We start from the raw sequence: 17,868 nt of genomic DNA, 5'->3' as shown, positions 1-17,868 counted from the left end.
TTTGTTCTGTGGTAAGTCAAATTTTCCCTGAAACGACGGACATTTCGTGTTTAAAACGCCGAAGACGACCCGAAACTCATCGGTGGATCAAGGCTTAGCCAAGAGGCGCCGGTGCCGTTCGAGGTCGCCGCTGCCCTTCATTTCACGGATCAGGCGCACTTCCACCCTGGGCGCTACCTTGCCGGAATCGCTGAAGCATTCGTCCATGAGGGCGGCAACATCATCGAAGGGGTGCGGGCCCGGGAAGTGAGCGAAGAAAGCCACCACTGCACTGTTGGCACTGCGGCGGGAGAACTGACCGCTGCCCACGTCGTCGTCGCGACGCACTATCCGTTTCTGGACCGCGGCGGGCAGTTTAGCAGAATGACGGCCAGACGTTCCTATGGTATAGCTGCGGTGCTGCCCGGAGGGAGCAATGCGGGAATGGCCATCAACGCAGGTTCCCCGACGCGCTCAACCCGGACGGCCATGCTCAACGGCGAGGAGCTGCTCATCGTTGTCGGAGAGGGCCACGGTGTCGGCCATGTTTCGGAGACGGGACAGCGGTGGGCCCGGCTGCAGCAGTGGACGCAGGAGCGTTATAATGTCACCGACTTTCGCTACCACTGGTCAGCAGAGGAGACGAGCACCCTGGACCATGTCCCGTTCGTTGGGTTTGCTGCTCCCGGCTCGAATCGGCTTCTTCTGGCAACAGGTTTTGATGGGTGGGGAATGACGAACGGCACGGCAGCGGCCATGCTCATGCGGGACCTCATCCTTGAACAGGACAACTCGTGGGCGGCTACATTTGCCCGCCGGGCCGAAACCAGTCTGCCGGGCAAGGAATTCGTTAAGCACAACCTCCATATCGGCAAGATGTGGCTGAAAGACCGGGTCGGCGGACCCCCGAAAGGATCGTCTGAAGAGCTGGAGCCCGGCGACGCCGCCGTACTCAAAGTCGACGGTGAGCAGACGGCAGCCTATCGGGACGAGAACGGCGCACTGCATGCAGTGTCGGCGGTATGCACCCACATGGGGTGCACGGTGGGATGGAACGATGGCGAGAAGAGCTGGGATTGTCCCTGCCATGGCTCCCGTTTCAATCCGGACGGTGACGTACTGCATGGTCCGGCAACCGCCCCCTTGCCGAAACAGGGCCTGGGCTAACGCCCGGAGCGGCAGCAACGACCATGGAAGCAGTTCTGTCTACCGGATCAGGAGAATTTCCCGGGACCTTAACCGGGCCGTTGATCGCCGGCTTGGCCAAAGCGCACGGGACCCCTGTTTGGGTGTACGAGGCCGGCAACATCCGCGCGCAGATTGCCCGGCTTCGCCAGTTCGACCTTATCCGTTTTGCCCAGAAGGCAAATTCAAACGTGAACATTCTGGCTTTGATGCGCGGGGAAGGCGTTGCCGTTGATGCAGTTTCCGCCGGTGAGCTTGAACGGGCACTGGCAGCCGGCTATTCAGCTGGAACTCCTGACGAGCAAATTGTGTTCACCTCAGACATACTGGACCGCCAGACCTTGCATCTGGTCGCCGAACTCGGAATTCCAGTCAATGCGGGTTCCCCACAGATGCTGGAGCAGATCGGGCAGGCCGCACCGGGTCATCCCGTATGGCTGAGGATTAACCCAGGATTCGGGCACGGGCACAGCCGCAAGACCAACACCGGCGGCGAACACAGCAAACATGGGATATGGCACGAGCACCTGTCCGAAAGTGTTGCCCTGGTCAACAGGTACCGACTCGACCTCGTCGGTCTGCATATGCACATCGGTTCCGGCGCCGACTACCACCATCTGGAGGCCGTCTGCCATGCGATGGTCGCCCAGGCCAAAAGCATCGGGCAGGATGTAAAGGCCATCTCTGCCGGCGGCGGCTTGCCATTTCCCTATGCACCCGGTCAGGCTGAAGTGGATACCGACCGGTACTTCCGGCTTTGGGATGCAGCGCGCCAGGACCTTGCCGTTGAACTGGGTCACCCGATCCGTCTTGAAATCGAACCCGGCCGTTTCCTTGTCGCCGGAGCAGGCGTTTTGGTGGCCGAAGTTCGGGCACAGAAACCCGTTGGCAGGAACCACTTTGTGCTGGTCGACGCCGGATTCAACGACCTGGTGAGGCCCGCAATGTATGGCAGCAGCCACCGGATCTCGGTGCTAACACGAGAAGGCGAACTCCGCAGCGACGCCGTCCGGGAATCGGTGCTGGCCGGACCGCTGTGCGAGTCGGGAGACGTCTTCACCCAGACTGCCGGCGGCGAGGTTGTCCCAGTGCCGCTGCCGCATGCTGAAGTCGGCGACCTCGTAGTCATCCACGACACAGGAGCTTACGGAGCAAGCATGTCATCAAATTACAACTCGCGACCGCTGGCGCCGGAAGTCCTGGTAGATGCCGGCCGGGCAACCCTGATCCGCCGACGGCAAACCATCGCAGAACTCATCACGCTGGAGGCCGGGCCTCACGGGTAGAATGTCACCCTCGAACTGCCTTCTGCCATCCGGATCTGCTGTGCCGGCTTCCATCCTTTGCCACACGCCCCATCTAAGCAGCTGCCAGCATCTGCAAAGGCGTGCGGAACCCGCAACTCTCCCGGGGCGTTTGGCGCCCTAGTCCCCTTCCGTGGATGCCAGTGTTCAAAGGCAGGATCAGCTAGTGTTTCTGGTCCGTAGTGCCTCATGTCAATATGCTCGCGAAAAGTAACTGCGTGCCTCAGCTATTTTTGCTCACGAAGCTTGATCTCTGAGGGCGAGCGTTTTCGCTTTGGCGGAGTCGATGAGTTCGTTCTGGAGTCTAACGATGTTCCGGGTCAGTTGGGCCGGATTGGTGTCATGGCGCAGCTGTTCGAGTGCGAGTCGTTTCTTCTGGGTGAGGACCCCTGATTCGACCACGCGGTGGAACGGGGTCTGCGGCGCATCGTAGGTGCGGGTGCTGCGCCCGGCTTTGGTGGTGCGCTAGCCGTTGGCCTTCTTGGTCGGCAGGAACAGGTTCTTGCGTAGGTTCACATAGCCCCAGAGCTCATTGAGCAGGGCCAGTTCGGCCGGCGTGTCGTAGCGGTAGCGAAAGGCGCTCTTGCGCACGATGTCGCCGTTCTTCTGCTCGACGTGGGCGTTGTCGTTGGACTTGTGGGGCCGGGACCTGGTCATGAACAGGGTCCTCTCGGCCGCCCAGTTGATCAGGGCGTGGTTGATGAACTCGCCGCCATTATCGCAGTCCAGTCCGGCCATCGGATAGGGCAGCCGCTCGGCGACGGTACCCACGGCCTGCACGACCCATTTGTGCGCCCGGTTCTTGATGGCGATGTTCTCGGTCCAGCCGGTGAACACATCGGTTGCGGTCAGGGTGTAGATGAACTGGCCTTCGAGGGTGTGGCCGCAGTGGGCGACCAGGTCAATCTCGAAGAAGCCGGGCTTTGTCTCCATCTCGTCCATCGCCCGCCGTACGGCAATCTCCGAGCGCAGCGCCGGACCGGGCCGGGTCGCGGAGACCGCTTGGGGGTAGCGGGCGTCCTTGGCCGGTTTGAGCATCCGGTCAATCGTTGCCGGGCTCATCGCCAGCAGTTGCGTGCGCACGTGATCGTTCAGCCGGTGCGCGACCGGCTCGAGCTCGCCGAAGCGCTCCAGCGATGCGAGCGTCTCGGCCATGACCGGTGCCAGGTACTTCCCGCAAGGTTCGCCGGCCAGCGACCAGACCCGCTGCAAGACCTTGAGCGTGTTGTAGCCGTAGGTCGGCGGACGCGGCCTGCGTTTCGTTGCACGGGCGGGTCCTTTGCGCCGGTCGGCGGCCTTGACCTGCCGGCGGGCGTTGGCCCGGGACCAGCCCGTCGTAGCCGTCAGCTCGTCAAGCATCCGGCCCTTGTCAGTCTTCGAAGCACGCCGATACTCCCGAGCGTACTTCTTGGTGATCTCGTTTTTCGTTGCCATTGATAATCGTTGACCCATCCGCCACGGTCTCAGCGGCCCGACGCTGCACCGCGGATTTTCGCGAGCGTTTCGAAAATGAGGCACGCGCCCCGTTTCGCGAGCACTTTAGATGAGTCTCGTCGTGGTCTTGAATTATACCCCAGCAGGGTATAAGATTGAGTGTCTATGGATAGGAGACGCCATGAGTGAGCAGACTGTTATCGACGAGCGAATCGATCACGGATACACCTCGGACAAGGATGCGTACCTACGCAGGCTGAAGCGTATTGAGGGCCAGGTCAGGGGGATCGCCCGCATGGTGGAAGAGGATAAGTACTGCATCGACGTACTGACCCAGGTCTCCGCCATCAACAAGGCCCTGCATGCCGTGAGTCTGGGCTTGCTCGAAGACCACATTGCCCATTGTGTAGTCGGGGCTGCGAACGAATCCAGGGAGACAGGCAATCCGCAGGCTGTCCAGGAGAAAGTTGCCGAGGCTTCCGCGGCTATCGGAAGGCTGCTGCGCTAGGCGCCGGCAACTGTTGAAGCCATCACGATCCAGAAAGAAGAACCTCATGGAAACACGAGTCGGCATTTCAGGCATGACATGCAACCACTGCATCGCCTCAGTTACTGAAGAACTGATGGAACTCGACGGTGTCGAAATCGTCACCATTGACCTCAACAAGGACGGCATCTCCACCGCTTCCATCACCTCCGGGATGGCCCTGGACCCGGACAAGATCAGCGATGCCGTCACCGAGGCCGGCTACCAGGTCGTATCCAACAACGCCTGAACGGCTGACATAAGCCTGGGACCTCTCCCTGGTGAGCGCGCTGACCCAGAGGGGCGGCCGGCGAGCTTCGATGTGCCTGTTCCTGGCTTCGCCTGCAAGCACCTCTCGGATTCCGGTGCCGCCCCGGGGGCGGCAGTACTCGTGACCTCCCGGACCCCGCTATGGCAGCCCCGTCCTTCTTCGTCGTCGCGAACCCGTTTCCGCAGTGCACGTTCCCACGCAGGAAAGCTCCGCCGTCGGCGGGTCGGGGAAGACGCCGATGCCGCCCTACGGCGGCAAGTCACGGAATTGTAACGTCAACCTATTTTATTGTAGATTGGAGGCCGCGCATACCCATCGCGGGTATGGCCCTGGTCTGTCCGCCTAGCCCTGTCAGCAGACCAGTCCGTTCGAAATACCAGACAGGGGCGGAGGAACCACATCCGGTGCCGTGGGCACCTTGGGGTGAAGTCCGGTCAACTGCCTCCTTTTAACAAGGGGTGCTTGCTGCCCGGACCGAGTTGAACTCTCACTCGAATCCGACAGCTAACTTCGCAGGCGTACGGAGAGGACCCCTTGAGCAATCACACAGGTGAGCGCGGACGCAGGCGCGCCCTCGCTCCTTCAGCAAGCACTGCACGAAACCGCAAACCTCAGGCCGGACGTCGGAGAGCGGAGCCGCAGCCCGCTTCAACCCTTCAGGGACTGACACGAAAAGTGGCTCTCGGAGCAGTGGCAACCGGTCTGGTAGCTGTCGTGGCATTGCCAGCGGCCCAGGCTGAGACGAGCCACAACCTTGAGGCCGAGACAGTTTCGAACGTACCGGCCAGCACGGCCGTGGCAGCGGCGGACGTTGTCCTGGACTTCAGCCGTTCCGAAATCTCCAGCAAGGCAGCACCGGTAAAAGCCGAGCCGAGCAGCGACCGAAAAGCCTCTGTGGCCTCCGCGGATGTAGCAGAACCGGAAGCGGCTAAGCCTCGTGCAAAGGAACAACCGGCCGAGAAACCGGAAACGGAAGCACCGGACGAAACCGGACAACCGGTTACCGGACTGGCCGGGCCGTTGGCACAGATGAACATCAGCTCGCCGTTCGGTTACCGCACCAACCCCCTCACGGGCGCAGCAGGCGAGTTCCACAACGGCACGGACTTCTCCAGCGGCTGCGAAACCCCTGTTTTGGCATCAGCTGCCGGAACCGTCGTCGAGGCTTCCTCCAGCGCCGCCGGCTACGGAAACCGCGTGGTAGTCGACCACGGCGGCGGACTGAAGACAACGTACAACCACTTGGGCAGCATCGCTGTGCAGGCGGGACAGGAAGTCGCCGCGGGCGAACGGGTTGCCGGTGTTGGGACGACGGGTAACTCAACGGGCTGCCATCTGCACTTTGAGGTGCTGGTGAACGGCGAAACAGTCGACCCTGCCGGCTGGCTGTAGGCGGATACACGACCTGCGGGGCTGCACACTTCGGTGTGCAGCCCCGCTTTTGTGTGCCGTCCGCCGAGGAAGAAAACGCCCTTTACCCGCGCACCGCTCCCGCCTTGGCTATGAACCGTACCCGTTCCGTACAAGGTGCAAACGAGTAGGGAGGGACCGAAAACAGGTAAGGGCTACTCATGCGGGAGCCTACGAGGACTTCTAGTCTTTTCCTGTCGGTTACTCAGGGATTGCGAGGTTGCCGTCCCAGGTCCCTGACAGCGAGCCGGTTCAACGGCCGTGACAAACGTCGATGGGAAGCATCATGGGTCACAGCAAGTATCGCCGCGGTGACAGCTTCAACGAAGGCAACGCAGCGCCTGAATACTTGCGCGAACGACCCAAACGCTCGCTGCAATGGATCACCGGGATGCTGCTGCTTGCGTTGCCGGCGGCCTTCCTCCTGTTCGGCGGTCAGTTCCTGGAATCGGGTGACAACGGCAGGACTGCAGGCGGTGTTGTAGGGACTGCCTCCGGCGATGCACCGGAGGCCGGGCTCGGGCCCGTTTCCGGGAACCGGGCGGCGGCGGCAGCGATCGATGTGCCCGACTACGAACCCGCAAAACCGATCCCTGAGGTAGAGGGCCGAACGGTGGTGTCCCTGACCTTCGATGACGGGTTCGCCGGCCAGTACCGCGCTGCCGAAATCGTGTCCGAGGCAGGGCTCGAGAGCACCTTTTATGTCAACTCAGGCAATCTGGACAAGCCCGGGTACCTGACCTTGAAGCAGGCTAAGGAGATAGCCCTCGACGGTCACGAAATCGGAGGGCACACGTTGTCCCATACGGACGTCGGCGAGCTGTCGGCCGACGAGGCTGCCAGGCAGATCTGCGTCGACCGTCAAAACCTGGTGGAGTGGGGGTTTTCCGTGACGAACTTCGCTTTCCCTTTTGCGTCCCGAAATCAGCAGGTGGAGAACAGCGCCGGAGACTGCGGCTATAACAGCGCCCGAAGCCTCGGGGACATCCGGACCCGGTTCAGCTGCGAGGAGTGTCCGGCGGCAGAATCGCTGCGTCCGGCCAAACCTTACCGCCTGCAGGCACCAGAGGAAGTTGAAAGCAACTGGACACTTGCAGATATGCAGGAAGCCGTCACCTCCGCTGAACCTGGCGGGGGTTGGGTGATTCTGACGTTCCACGGACTGTGCCCGTATGAATGTACGGAGATCGGTGTCGAAGAGGACACTTTCACCCAGTTCGCTGACTGGCTGGCAGAGCGTGATGCCGGCGGGAATACCGTAACGAGGACTGTTCAGGAGGTAATCGGCGGCCCGAACCGTGAGCCGGTCATCTGGTCCTCTCCGGAGCCGGCGGCCAGCAGCGTCAACGGCGTCCGGAACCCCGGGCTTGAGCAGCGGGGAAGCAGCGGCACGGCGTTGTGCTGGATGGAGGGCGGGTTTGGTCTGAACGAGGCGGTATTCAGTATGGGAGAAGGCCGAAACGGGTCTTCCGGCATGCGGGTGGTTGTCGAAGGCTACGTCGACGGAGATGCGAAGCTGGTACAACAACAGGATCTGGGGGAGTGTGCGCCACCCGTAGTTCCTGGCGAACGCTATTCCCTTCGCGCGTGGTACCGGGCCGACGCCCGGACCCAGTTCAGCGTTTACTACCGCGATGAGATCGGCTTATGGCACTACTGGACTGCCGGCCCGTACTTACCCGCCAGCGACGACTTCACCCAGGCAGAATGGACGACACCACCCGTACCCGACGATGCTGCCGCGCTGAGTTTCGGACTGGCTTTGCTGGGCAACGGCGAGCTGACCACGGACGATTATGCACTCTACGACTCCGAGGGCGCACCCCCGCTTGAAGGGCCAGCACGATGAAACCGGGCACGGCAGCGGTGCTCCTTATCTCTCTGTCGCTTTCGGCCTGCGCGGTGCCTGGCGGGACCGCACTCCGGCAGAGCGGGCCGGTGTCCACGGAACTGGCGGGCGAGGATGATTACCCGTGGCACACGGACATTGTTGCCACTACTTTCTGGGTGGGTGAGATTCTCGATCCCAACACGTCGGACGGAAGCCAGGAACTTTCCACCTATGACATCCATTGGATGGAGAGCTATGGCGGATGCGACGGCGTGGTTATCGACGGGGTCTGCAACACCGAGCGGCGCACGGCAGAGAACGGGTACGCTCCGCTGAACATGGAGCCAAAGGAAAATTACTTCTACCTTGATTTGCCTTTCGATGATCTCAACAACGACCGGGCGTTCGCGATGCGGGCGAAAGTGGTTCCGTGGGCTGACCGGCACGGCTACGAGGGCAAGGCAGCCGATAAGTCTTTCAGCTACATGAAAAACCGGTGGGTACGGCTAAGGAAAGGCGACCGGGTCTGTTATGGGCAAGTGCAGGACGCGGGCCCTAACGTTTACGATGACGCGGCCTACGTTTTCGGAACGGACGACCCTCGACCGGCCAACACAAGATTCAACGGGGCAGGCCTCGACGTTTCCCCGGCGCTGAACGGCTGCCTGAAATTCAGCCAGCTCAACGGATCCCAGGACAGGGTGGACTGGCAGTTCGTCGAAGCGAAAAACGTACCCGAAGGGCCGTGGAAGAAGATCGTTACCACCAGTCCGGTCCAACACCGCTGACACCTGCGGGAAGATCAGATAGCTAGCAAAGACCGTGCCCGCGGCAGGTGCGCGGCACCCGGCACGAGCACCTTCGTTCAGCGCCCATACCGGGTTCCAAGAATAACTGGCACCAGCGGATCCACCATTACAAGTACAGAACCGCGTATTCGGCCGAGCCCGGTCACTCACGTCAGGTCGAAGGCCCGTTACCCGTCTACGCCTCCGGTGCAGGCAGCGCCGGGCTCCGGTGTCTGCTCTCCCTGAACGTACTTCGCCAGGAACGGCGCAAGCCGGCTGTCCGAGGCAGTATCAACAGTCAGCTGGGTTCCCCATGCGCTGGCGGCAACCGGTGTTTCCTGATCCGGGTTTGGGCTCAGCAGGACATAGCTGCGCTCACCCACCAGATCGGTCAGTAGATTGATCTCGCGCTGCGGAAGATCCGGGCGGTATGTGATCCACACGGCCCCGTGTTCCATGGAGTGGATACCCCGGCCTTCATCGACGGGTTCTGTGTAAACTCCACAGTTTGTCCATACGGGCGAATGGTCCCCGCCGACACCTGGGTTCTGGTCGTATTCGACAGCCGTCTCCACATGCCGGTTGGACAGGTCTTCGTAGGTCTGCACTCCGGCTATGGGCTGTGCCGCAGCTTCGGACAATTCCCGGCTCTTGCGGGCTTCCCCGCCGATGACGACGGCTACCCAGACGACGAGGCCCAGAAGTACGAGCCCTGTTCCTCCGTAGATGAGGAAGTTCCGGCGCCGTTCCTGTGTACGTTGTTGTGCTTTGAGTTTTTGTATCTGCTCTCTGCGTGCGTCCCTGTCCTGCTTTTTGGGGTTTGTCACTGGCGGACTCCTTTATCTGTGCGGTGTTAGAGATGGTGCGGTGTTAGGTGTGGTGTTGAAAATGGTGAGTGGACACTGGTTCAGGTGGAACCGGGACGTACGTTTACTTCCGGTCCATATAAGTGCGCCAGCGTTCCTTGACTTCCTCGGGCAGCTCGTCCCATGCGGGTGCCTCCGGCATCCAGAGTCCTCCCAGCATTGCCTGGCGCTCCTCATAGAGCGCTCGGCCAGCGGCGTCGCGGTTTGCGTTGACGCCGCTGGGTCCCGGGGCGGAGTTGTCCTGGCTTTCGGGAGTTGTCATGGCGCGCTCTCCTTCTTTTTGGTTGGTTCGGTGCTGGCGGTCGAAGCGGAACGTTTTTCGGGCGGGAGGATATTTGCGCGGGGGAGCCTGCGCAGCATCAGGAAGGCCGCCAGGCCGCCGAGGAACAGCAGGCCGGAGACCCAGGTGTTGACCCGGAGGCCCAGGATCGTGTTCGCGTAGTCGGAGCGCATGAGTTCGAACCCGAACCGGCCGGCTGTGTAAAGGGTGACGTACAGGGCAAAGACGGAGCCGGCACCCGGTTTGAACCTGCGGTCGATGGCCAGCAGCACCAGCCCGGCAGCAAGGCACCAGAGCGATTCATAGAGAAAGGTTGGGTGGAAGTAGCCCAATACGACCGGGGTCCCGTCGGCGTTCAGCACGGCGCGGCCCTGGGCCAGATCCATCTCGTGGATCTGGAGTTTCCATGGCAGGTCGGTGGGCCCGCCGTAGAGTTCGTTGTTGAACCAGTTTCCCCAGCGCCCGACGCCTTGGGCCAGGAGCAGCCCCGGTGCGGCGGCGTCCAAGAATGCGGGCAGGGGAACGTTGTGCCGGCGGCACCCGATCCAGGCACCCACGATGCCAAGGGCGACAGCACCCCAGATGCCGAGCCCGCCGTCCCAGATCCTCAGGGCGTTCCACGGGTTTCGGCCGGGACCAAAGTACAGCTGGTTGTCGGTAATGACGTGGTAGAGGCGGCCGCCCACAATGCCGAAGGGGACGGCCCAAAGGATGACGTCCAGGGTCTTTCCCGGATCGCCGCCACGGGAGGTAAGACGCCGGTCGGTGAGCCAGGTGGCCAGGACTATTCCGGCGAGGATGGCCAGGGCGTAAAAGTGGATGGTCAGCGGGCCGACCTGGATGGCGCTGATCGTTGGGGACGGAATAAACAATTCCGCCGGGAGGGACGTTGTCATGGTGCTCCGATGCATCGGCGCTTGCCCGTTCCGTGGAAGCAGGCAAGCGGAAGGATTACTGCAGGTAGGAGAAGACGCCCATCATGCCGCGTTCGGCGTGGTAGGCGTTGTGGCAGTGGGTGAGCCACTGGCCGGGGTTGTCGGCATCGAATTCGAAGACCACCGTCTGCTTGGGTTTGACGATGACGGTGTCTTTGCGGGCACCGTTGTCGGCAAGCTGGAAGGTGTGCCCGTGCAAGTGCATGGGGTGCCACATATCGGTGTCGTTGACGATTTTGACCTGTACGCGTTCGTTCAGCCGCAGGTCGAAGGCCCCGTCGAACGGATTGGCCATGTCAAAACGTCGCCCGTTGATGCCCCAGTCGTATTTCTCCATGGATCCGGTCAGCCGCATCTCGTGGACCCGGTCAGGCGGCTTGGGCGCGAACAGGACTGATGCGTCTGCTTTCAGGCGGCTGCCATCCGTAACGGTTCCGTCCAGCATCTTGGGCATGCGCCCTGCCGGGGGAGGTGTTCCGATTCCGGTGCTGATCAAACCGTAGGCGTTGCCGTCTTTGCCTTCCGGCAGTGCAAGGACGGGCGTGTAGCCGTCGCGCACGGTGATGAGGGCGTCGATGCGTTCGCCCATGCCCAGGACGACTGCGTCAATGTCGTGGTGCTGTACGGGGAAGCCGTCCGTGTGGGTGAGGGTGAGCTTCTGGCCCGGCACGCCGACCCGGTAGGCGGTGTCTCCGGCGGCGTTGATGATCCGCAGCCGGATCCGGCTGCCGGGCTTGCTCTCCAGGATTTCAGCTTCCTGGGCAGGTTTTCCGTTGAACAAGTGGACGGGAATCTTCACATCGCCGGCGTCACCGCCGAGATACTTGCTGGTGGCGCCCATCAGCATGTGCTTCATGCCCATGTCCATGCCGCCCCCGCCTCCGTGGTCCATGCCCTCCATGTTGCCGCCGGACATGTCCATGCCCATGGACAGTTCCTCCACGACCTCCTCCGGGGTGCCGGTGACGCCGTCAAGCCAGTCATCGAGGATGATGACCCACTCCTGGTCGTAGGAGAGGGCCTCGTTCGGGTCCTCGATGATCAGGGCCCCGTAAAGGGCGCGTTCGCGCTGCATGTCGAAGTGGGAGTGGTACCAGTAGGTGCCCGGGTGGGCCAGCCGGAACCGGTAGCCGTAATCGGTGCCGGCGGCGATGGCCTCCTGGGTGAGGCCCTGGACGCCGTCGGCGTCGTTGCGGAGGGCCAGCCCGTGCCAGTGGACACTGGTGCCTTCCGCGAGTTTGTTCGTCACGGGAACATCGAGCAGGTCGCCCGTTTTAGCCCTGATCAACGGGCCGTTCAGGGATTCGTTGTAGCCCCAGGTGGATACCGGCTTTCCGGCGATGTTCGTGTTGAACGGTGCGGCGGTGAGTTGCTGTGTGACTGTCGTTCCGTCGGCGATGCGGCGGGCTTCGAAATCCGCGATCAGCGGATCGGTCGGCAGGATTCGGGCCGCCGCTGCGGCCGGGGCCGCAGGACTGGAACAGGCGGCCAGGGCGGCCGCCGCTGCGCTGGCCACGGAGACGGAGAGTATCGAGCGGCGGGTAATGAGACGGTTCATGGGGGGCTTTCTTTCCAAGAGGGACCACAAAGGTCACCGATGCTGAAGCTGGCAGGAAGGGAAGCGTTCGGCATGCTTGCCCTGGGAGGGCATGTACGGAACGCATGTCCGGCTCTACGTTCGGCTGATGGAAAGCTGTATGAGTGACGGCGGCCGCTGCAGCCGCGTGATAAGTCCAGGGGCACGGGGCAGCACATCGACACGGTAGCCAGACGTTGCCCCGTGCAGGTCCGGTGCCGGGACCCCTCCCGGTGCAGCAGTTGCGGGGGCGAGGACGCAGTCGGCCAGGAACATGTGTCCGCTGTCGCTGCAAGTGCCTTCGGCGGGCATGGCGGTGGTTTCGACCGCTGTTTTGTGGGCAGACGAGAACGGGCTGTCCTTCTCAGGCGCAGGGTGCTGTTGCTGGCCGGCAGCAGCAGCGGCGCCGGTGCCAGCGTGGGTTGCCGTAGTGCCGGAAATATTGTGGCCGGACGAGGAGGCAGGTGCGCCCAGCATGCAGGAGACGACGAACAGCAGCCCTGCCAGCAAGGGGAGGAGCCTGCGCAAGGAGAACGCAGTAGATGGCACCGGTGTGGCGGCGATGATGCTCTCCTCTCGTCGTTGTTGGTATTTTCCGCCGGCAGCAGTCGGGGGCTTTGGCTGCCGCCGGCGGCGTGGCCGGCCCTGGTATTTAGAGGCCGGAGTAGGAGTGCAGGCCGGGGAAGTAGACGTTGACCACGGCGAAGTTGAAGATGACGCAAAGGTAGCCAATAATCGAGAGCCAGGCCGCCCGGGTGCCGTCCCAGCCGCGGGTGGCGCGGGCGTGGAGGTAACCGGCGTAGACGACCCAGATCACGAAGGTCCACACTTCCTTGGTGTCCCAGCCCCAGTAGCGGCCCCAGGCAGCCTCGGCCCAGATTGCGCCCGCCATGAGGGTGAAAGTCCAGAGGATGAATCCGACGGCGTTGAGCCTGTAGGCCAGCTGCTCCAGGCTGACGGGGCTGGGCACCAGCCGCAGCAGCCCGGCCGTGCGGGGTTTGCCGCGTTTTTCCTGGCGGGTTTTTGCCAGTTGCAGGACGGAGAGCGCGAACGTCAGGGTGAAGATCGCCGCGGACAGGACCGCGACGGAGACGTGGATGATGAGCCAGTAACTCTGCAGGGCCGGGATGAGCTGCGCAACGGGGGTGGGGAACGCGATCGCTCCGGCCATGAGCATGACCAGGACCAGGCCGGTGATGAAGGTTCCGAGGAAACGCAGGTCACGGAACAGCAGCGTTGTGAGGAACACAGCCATGACCAGCATCGCGCCGGTTGTGGTGAATTCATACATGTTGCCCCACGGAACGCGGTGGGCTGCCATGCCGCGGGTGACCACGCCGGCGGCATGGACAACAAGGCCCAGGATACCGACGGCGACGCCGATCCGTGCCGCCGGCCGCCGCAGCGCCTTGTAGCCCATGGCGTCGTCCACCACGGCGTTATGGTGGTCGTTCGCCTTGCCGACCGCTCCGGCACCATGCGTCCATTCCACAGTACCCGGGGCGCCGGTCGTGGCAAGCGCCGGCTCTTGCGCAGGTTCCGCCGGCGCTGTCGTGATCTTTTGCGCGCGGACCAGATCGGCGGCGAACGCGATGAATGAAACCGTGTAGGTCAGGGCGGCCAGCAGCATGAACAGCTCGCTGTACTGGCCCAGGGTCTCGTTGACCGTAATCATGGTGTTGCCTGCCTGTTCTGATCGTGCGCTTTGTTCCAGTGTGTGGTCAGGGCCGATCCGATCCGGATGGCTTCCTTGGCCAGGGAATGGTCCTCTCCGCGGGCCAGAAGCCCGTATTCGACCATGGTGCGTCCGTCTTCGTGCTTGCCGGCGCGGATCCAGACCCTGCGCCTTGCGGTCGTGAGCGTGATGATCAGTCCGAGCAGCGCCAGCGTGGTGAAGACCAGTGCCCCCGCCTTGCCGGGGTCGTACACGATGTCCAGGGCGACGTAGCGTTTCAGCCCGTCGAAGGTGATGGATCCCTTGCCGTCCGGGAGTTCGTACGTCTGGTAGGCGCCGAGCACGATGCCGCCGTCGGGCAGGTCCCTGCCGTTAAGCTGTGTCAGTTCGGTGGTATCCAGCTGGTAGACCGAAACCGGGTTGCCGTCGTCGAGCCCGAGATCCCCGGTGTAGGAGTTCAGGTTCAGCTGCGGGTTGTACGGGTCCGGATCAGAGCCGAAGGCCACCCCGTTCTCGTCCACCATGGCCGTGGGCAGGAAGAAACCAACGAAACCCAGCTGGTCGGGCCGGGCGTCCGGTGCCTTGATGACGATCGTCGAGTTGTAGGTTGCGTCAGTGGGAAGTGCAGGGACCGGTCCCTGCAGCGCGATGTTGCCCTCCCCGTCGCGGACCGTTATCTCCGGAGCGTAGCCGTTGCCGATCAGGTAGACGTTCGTGCCGCCGAATCCGATGGGTTCATTGACCCGCAGGGTTTCCTGCCGCGGTGCGTCCGAGGGACTGTCCTGGACTGTCATATCCGCCGTGAAGTCGATGGGATTGCCGTAGCTGGCCGGTTTGCGGTCGAAGGTGACGTCAAAATTGTTCAGAGTCAGCGAGAACGGGACGAGGGCCCCGGGGTTGAAGCTGGTACCGGGGAAAAAGGAATCGTAGCCGGGTTCGGAGTTTGTGAACCCCTCGCCTTCGATGATGAGTTTCTGTCCCCGGTAGCCGAACATGCCGCCGACGGCGATGGACACCAGCACGCCGATCATCGCGGTGTGGAAGACAAGGTTGCCGGCTTCTTTCAGGTATCCGCGTTCGGCTGCCACCGAGGGCAGGTCCGTGCCGGTATCGCGCAGCTGCACCCGGTAGCCGCGCTGGCGGAGGATCCTGGCAGCGTCCTCGATGGCCCGGTCCGGGGTCAGGGCCGTGCCCGCGGCGACGGTCATCGTCCCGTATTCAGGGAGCCTGGACAGGCGCCGGGGCGTCCGTGGCGGCTGGGAGCGCAGGGCCTTCCAATGCTGCATGGCCCGCGGGATGACGCACCCGATCAGGGAGATGAACAGCAACAGGTAAATCGCGGAGAACCAGACCGAGGAGTAAACATCGAACAGCTGGAAGCGGTCCAGCCAAGGTCCTGTCCCGGGGTTGTCCTGAATGTACTGGGTCACCACGGCGGGGTTCGCCGGACGCTGGGGAAACAGCGACCCGGGCACGGCCGCCACTGCTAGCAGCAAGAGCAGCTGCAAGGCGGTTTTCATGCTCGTCAGCTGGCGCCAAGCCCAGCGCAACATGCCGGCTGGCCCGAGTCGTGGCAGGGCGACATCCTCGCGCGGATTCTGCGGCGGGAGATTGGTCGTCGTCATGGCTTCTCAGTGCCAGGTGCCGCCAGAGCGTCCTCGATAATCGCCGTGAGGGTGCTCTTTTCGGCGATGCCCAGGATCCGGGCAGCGACGCGGCCGTCCTTGTCCAAGACCAGGGTTGTCGGTACGGCCTGGGGAGGCACATAGTCGGTCAGCGCAAGCAGGATTTGTCCGTTTTTGTCCTTGAAACTCGGATACTCGATGCCGAAGGATCGTTCGAATGCGGATGCGGTGGCTGCCTCGTCCCGGGTGTTGATCCCGTAGAATTGCACCCCCTGCGGTTCGAACTCGGCGTGCAGGGCGGACAGGTCAGGCGCTTCAACCCGGCAGGGCGCGCAGGCCGCGTACCAGACATTCAGCACGGTGACCTGGCCTGCCCAATCAGCATTGCTCACCGTGGTTCCGTCGAAAAGCTCCCCGCTGAGCTGGACGGCAGGGCCGCGGATTTCTGCCGCATACTCTGCGACAGAACCGTCGCCGGCTATGTAGCTGTTGGTTCCGGCGTTGACCTTTTCCGCTAACGGATCTTGGGCCGTACAGCCGGAAAGCAGCAGTGAGGCGGTGATGGCAGCCGCAGCGGCCTGTCGGCGGCTAAGCAGGGAGAGTTTCATCAGTCGTTCTTTCCACGGTTTGGGTTTCATCAGCAGGACTGGAGCCGGTTAGACGGGGGTGAGGTAGGTGCCGGCGAGGTTCTGGAGCTGGTAAATCCAGAGCATCCAGATGCCGGAGACCATCAGGACGCCGACAAGGATCAGCAGGCCGCCGCCGATGAGGTTGAAGGTCCTGATGTGGCGGCGGATAAAGGCCAGCGTGGTACTTACCCAGTTCAGCCCCATGGCGACCATGACGAAGGGGATGCCCAGGCCCAGGCAGTAAACGAAGCCGAGCAATGCGCCGCGCCAGGCGCCGCCGGTTGTCGTGCTCAATGCCAGTACCGCGCTGAGGGTCGGCCCCATGCAGGGTGTCCAGCCGAGGCCGAAGACGATGCCAAGCATCGGCGCTCCGGCTACACCGGTTTTCGGTTTGAACGGCAGCCGCATGGTCCGCTGCATCAGGGAGAGCTTTCCGATCAGTACCAGGCCCATGAGGATGACGAAGATGCCGAGGACGCGGATGAGGAGGTCCTGCCAGCGCAGGAGCCAGCCGCCGATTGCACCGAATGCAGCGCCATAGAGCGTGAACACGGCGGCGAATCCCAGGATGAACAGGCCGACACCGGTCATCACCCGGCGCCGGTTATCCGGAGCGGCAGGATCGGCCAGACCGGAGACATACCCGAGATAGCCCGGGACCAGAGGCAGGATGCAGGGGGAGATAAAAGAAACGATTCCTGCGGTCATCGCCAGGGGAACAGCTATCAGCAGCGCACCCGACTGCACCATCTCCGCGAAATACACTCCTATGGTCAACGGTTTGCCCCCGTACCCCTGTGTTCCGCAGTCATTCGCCTGTCCCTGTATCTAACTCGTAGCGGTAGGTTCTGGTCAGTGAACCGTCCCTGGAGAGATGTTCCTCGACCACTGACCAGCCCAGCCGCGCATAAAACCCATCAGCGCTGCCGGTTCCGGCGATGACGGCGAGTTCGGCACGGACGGCGCCTTTTGCCCGTGCCTGCGTCAGGAAATGCGTGACCAGTTCCTTGCCGGCTCCGCTGCCTCGGGCCTCCGGAATGACCGCCACGGCGGTGATGACGGCGGTGCGGGTGGGTGCACCGCTTGCCGGGGCGCTGGGCGGCACGGCGCCGGCAGGAACACGCTGCTGAGGCCGTTTCAGTAACCTGCGGAGATACGCCCTGGCCCGGGTGCGCAGGAAATGCGCGGCCAGGCGGGGGCGTAGGGCCAGAGCGCCGGCACCTGCTGTACCCAGCCGCACCCGGTGCCTTCCGAGGACGTCGTCGACGTGCCGGACCTGGTCGGTGGCGCCGACGAGGAAACCCACGGGTTGCCGGTTCCCGTCCGGAGCCACGAGTTCGGCCATCAGCGCAGTTCCGTGCGGAGCGTTCAGATACGTTGCATGCCAGCGGCGGACAAACTTCTCGCCCAGCCGGGGGAACAAGCCATGGGGCAGGAAGGCGCATTGCAAGGAGGCGGTCAGCGCGAGGTCATCACCGGTTGCAGGGCGTATGACCACCCGGGGAAGAATCGGGGCTGTCATGGCCACTTTCTGGGGGAGCGGTACGGGCGGCA

General features: G+C 62.9%; 18 protein-coding genes and 1 riboswitch. Of the genes, 7 read left to right on the top strand and 11 right to left on the bottom strand.

Annotation, left to right across the window (positions count from 1 at the left end; all coding sequences use genetic code 11):
* Positions 1–111 precede the first annotated feature (111 nt).
* Both B0G38_RS16935 and lysA read left to right on the top strand, forming a co-directional pair.
* Positions 112–1,146, top strand: a complete 1,035-nt coding sequence (locus B0G38_RS16935; RefSeq protein ID WP_264670491.1) for an FAD-dependent oxidoreductase — start codon at positions 112–114, stop codon at positions 1,144–1,146.
* A 23-nt stretch (positions 1,147–1,169) separates the two neighbouring features.
* Complete coding sequence (gene lysA, locus B0G38_RS16930) at positions 1,170–2,450, top strand: diaminopimelate decarboxylase (RefSeq protein ID WP_264670490.1); 1,281 nt, start codon at positions 1,170–1,172, stop codon at positions 2,448–2,450.
* 483 nt (positions 2,451–2,933) lie between these two features.
* Here lysA and B0G38_RS16925 read toward each other — a convergent pair whose 3' ends face one another.
* The gene (locus B0G38_RS16925) at positions 2,934–3,902 is read right to left on the bottom strand and encodes an integrase catalytic domain-containing protein (protein WP_264670489.1); all 969 of its coding nucleotides are present in this window, start codon (positions 3,900–3,902) and stop codon (positions 2,934–2,936) included.
* 181 nt (positions 3,903–4,083) lie between these two features.
* Between B0G38_RS16925 and B0G38_RS16920 the strand changes: the two genes are divergently transcribed.
* From B0G38_RS16920 to B0G38_RS16900, 5 genes are all read left to right on the top strand, one after another.
* Positions 4,084–4,410 carry a metal-sensitive transcriptional regulator gene (locus tag B0G38_RS16920; RefSeq protein ID WP_074701836.1) on the top strand — a complete coding sequence of 109 codons (327 nt, stop codon included), beginning with the start codon at positions 4,084–4,086 and terminating at the stop codon, positions 4,408–4,410.
* Between the two features lie 46 nt (positions 4,411–4,456).
* Positions 4,457–4,678 (top strand): heavy-metal-associated domain-containing protein, encoded by a 222-nt coding sequence (locus B0G38_RS16915; RefSeq protein ID WP_074701838.1) that lies wholly within the window; start codon positions 4,457–4,459, stop codon positions 4,676–4,678.
* A gap of 385 nt (positions 4,679–5,063) precedes the next feature.
* A riboswitch (cyclic di-AMP (ydaO/yuaA leader) is annotated at positions 5,064–5,232 on the top strand.
* Positions 5,233–5,413: 181 nt separating this feature from the next.
* Positions 5,414–6,091 carry a M23 family metallopeptidase gene (locus tag B0G38_RS16910; RefSeq protein ID WP_264670488.1) on the top strand — a complete coding sequence of 226 codons (678 nt, stop codon included), beginning with the start codon at positions 5,414–5,416 and terminating at the stop codon, positions 6,089–6,091.
* Positions 6,092–6,395: 304 nt separating this feature from the next.
* Positions 6,396–7,958, top strand: coding sequence for a polysaccharide deacetylase family protein (locus B0G38_RS16905; RefSeq protein WP_264670487.1), 1,563 nt, complete (start codon positions 6,396–6,398; stop codon positions 7,956–7,958).
* A gap of 89 nt (positions 7,959–8,047) precedes the next feature.
* Positions 8,048–8,728 carry a hypothetical protein gene (locus tag B0G38_RS16900; RefSeq protein ID WP_264670486.1) on the top strand — a complete coding sequence of 227 codons (681 nt, stop codon included), beginning with the start codon at positions 8,048–8,050 and terminating at the stop codon, positions 8,726–8,728.
* 188 nt (positions 8,729–8,916) lie between these two features.
* On the opposite strand, the gene B0G38_RS16895 is transcribed toward B0G38_RS16900, so the two are convergent.
* The 10 genes from B0G38_RS16895 to B0G38_RS16850 form a co-directional block, all read right to left on the bottom strand.
* Positions 8,917–9,555 carry a DUF3105 domain-containing protein gene (locus B0G38_RS16895; RefSeq protein WP_264670485.1) on the bottom strand — a complete coding sequence of 213 codons (639 nt, stop codon included), beginning with the start codon at positions 9,553–9,555 and terminating at the stop codon, positions 8,917–8,919.
* Positions 9,556–9,658: 103 nt separating this feature from the next.
* The gene (locus B0G38_RS16890) at positions 9,659–9,856 is read right to left on the bottom strand and encodes a hypothetical protein (protein ID WP_264670484.1); all 198 of its coding nucleotides are present in this window, start codon (positions 9,854–9,856) and stop codon (positions 9,659–9,661) included.
* Positions 9,853–10,770: a prolipoprotein diacylglyceryl transferase gene (lgt, locus tag B0G38_RS16885; protein ID WP_264670483.1), complete on the bottom strand. Its 918-nt coding sequence runs from the start codon at positions 10,768–10,770 to the stop codon at positions 9,853–9,855. The genes B0G38_RS16890 and lgt overlap by 4 nt, the downstream gene beginning before the upstream one ends.
* A gap of 55 nt (positions 10,771–10,825) precedes the next feature.
* On the bottom strand, positions 10,826–12,367 hold the full coding sequence (locus B0G38_RS16880) for a multicopper oxidase family protein (protein WP_264670482.1): 1,542 nt from the start codon (positions 12,365–12,367) through the stop codon (positions 10,826–10,828).
* Between the two features lie 114 nt (positions 12,368–12,481).
* Positions 12,482–12,895, bottom strand: coding sequence for a hypothetical protein (locus tag B0G38_RS16875; RefSeq protein ID WP_264670481.1), 414 nt, complete (start codon positions 12,893–12,895; stop codon positions 12,482–12,484).
* A 142-nt stretch (positions 12,896–13,037) separates the two neighbouring features.
* Positions 13,038–14,060, bottom strand: coding sequence for a c-type cytochrome biogenesis protein CcsB (gene ccsB / locus B0G38_RS16870; protein WP_264670480.1), 1,023 nt, complete (start codon positions 14,058–14,060; stop codon positions 13,038–13,040).
* Positions 14,057–15,685: a cytochrome c biogenesis protein ResB gene (gene resB, locus B0G38_RS16865; RefSeq protein ID WP_264670479.1), complete on the bottom strand. Its 1,629-nt coding sequence runs from the start codon at positions 15,683–15,685 to the stop codon at positions 14,057–14,059. Before resB ends, ccsB begins: the two co-directional genes overlap by 4 nt.
* Complete coding sequence (locus tag B0G38_RS16860; RefSeq protein WP_264670478.1) at positions 15,682–16,293, bottom strand: TlpA family protein disulfide reductase; 612 nt, start codon at positions 16,291–16,293, stop codon at positions 15,682–15,684. The genes resB and B0G38_RS16860 overlap by 4 nt, the downstream gene beginning before the upstream one ends.
* Positions 16,294–16,341: 48 nt before the next feature.
* Positions 16,342–17,064, bottom strand: coding sequence for a cytochrome c biogenesis CcdA family protein (locus B0G38_RS16855; protein WP_264670477.1), 723 nt, complete (start codon positions 17,062–17,064; stop codon positions 16,342–16,344).
* Positions 17,065–17,122: 58 nt separating this feature from the next.
* Complete coding sequence (locus B0G38_RS16850) at positions 17,123–17,836, bottom strand: GNAT family N-acetyltransferase (protein ID WP_264670476.1); 714 nt, start codon at positions 17,834–17,836, stop codon at positions 17,123–17,125.
* Positions 17,837–17,868: the final 32 nt, after the last annotated feature.

It is taken from the genome of Crystallibacter permensis, from assembly GCF_025960875.1.
Taxonomy (GTDB): domain Bacteria; phylum Actinomycetota; class Actinomycetes; order Actinomycetales; family Micrococcaceae; genus Crystallibacter; species Crystallibacter permensis.
This window is presented reverse-complemented; position numbering and strand designations above follow the sequence as displayed.

Bases quoted from the DNA above. Each gene is read 5' to 3' on its own strand.
- lysA (WP_264670490.1), top strand. From the start codon at position 1,170: ATGGAAGCAGTTCTGTCTACCGGATCAGGAGAATTTCCCGGGACCTTA.
- B0G38_RS16925 (WP_264670489.1), bottom strand. From the start codon at position 3,902: ATGGCAACGAAAAACGAGATCACCAAGAAGTACGCTCGGGAGTATCGG.
- B0G38_RS16920 (WP_074701836.1), top strand. From the start codon at position 4,084: ATGAGTGAGCAGACTGTTATCGACGAGCGAATCGATCACGGATACACC.
- B0G38_RS16915 (WP_074701838.1), top strand. From the start codon at position 4,457: ATGGAAACACGAGTCGGCATTTCAGGCATGACATGCAACCACTGCATC.
- B0G38_RS16905 (WP_264670487.1), top strand. From the start codon at position 6,396: ATGGGTCACAGCAAGTATCGCCGCGGTGACAGCTTCAACGAAGGCAAC.
- B0G38_RS16890 (WP_264670484.1), bottom strand. From the start codon at position 9,856: ATGACAACTCCCGAAAGCCAGGACAACTCCGCCCCGGGACCCAGCGGC.
- lgt (WP_264670483.1), bottom strand. From the start codon at position 10,770: ATGACAACGTCCCTCCCGGCGGAATTGTTTATTCCGTCCCCAACGATC.
- B0G38_RS16880 (WP_264670482.1), bottom strand. From the start codon at position 12,367: ATGAACCGTCTCATTACCCGCCGCTCGATACTCTCCGTCTCCGTGGCC.
- ccsB (WP_264670480.1), bottom strand. From the start codon at position 14,060: ATGATTACGGTCAACGAGACCCTGGGCCAGTACAGCGAGCTGTTCATG.
- resB (WP_264670479.1), bottom strand. From the start codon at position 15,685: ATGACGACGACCAATCTCCCGCCGCAGAATCCGCGCGAGGATGTCGCC.
- B0G38_RS16860 (WP_264670478.1), bottom strand. From the start codon at position 16,293: ATGAAACTCTCCCTGCTTAGCCGCCGACAGGCCGCTGCGGCTGCCATC.
- B0G38_RS16855 (WP_264670477.1), bottom strand. From the start codon at position 17,064: ATGGTGCAGTCGGGTGCGCTGCTGATAGCTGTTCCCCTGGCGATGACC.
- B0G38_RS16850 (WP_264670476.1), bottom strand. From the start codon at position 17,836: ATGACAGCCCCGATTCTTCCCCGGGTGGTCATACGCCCTGCAACCGGT.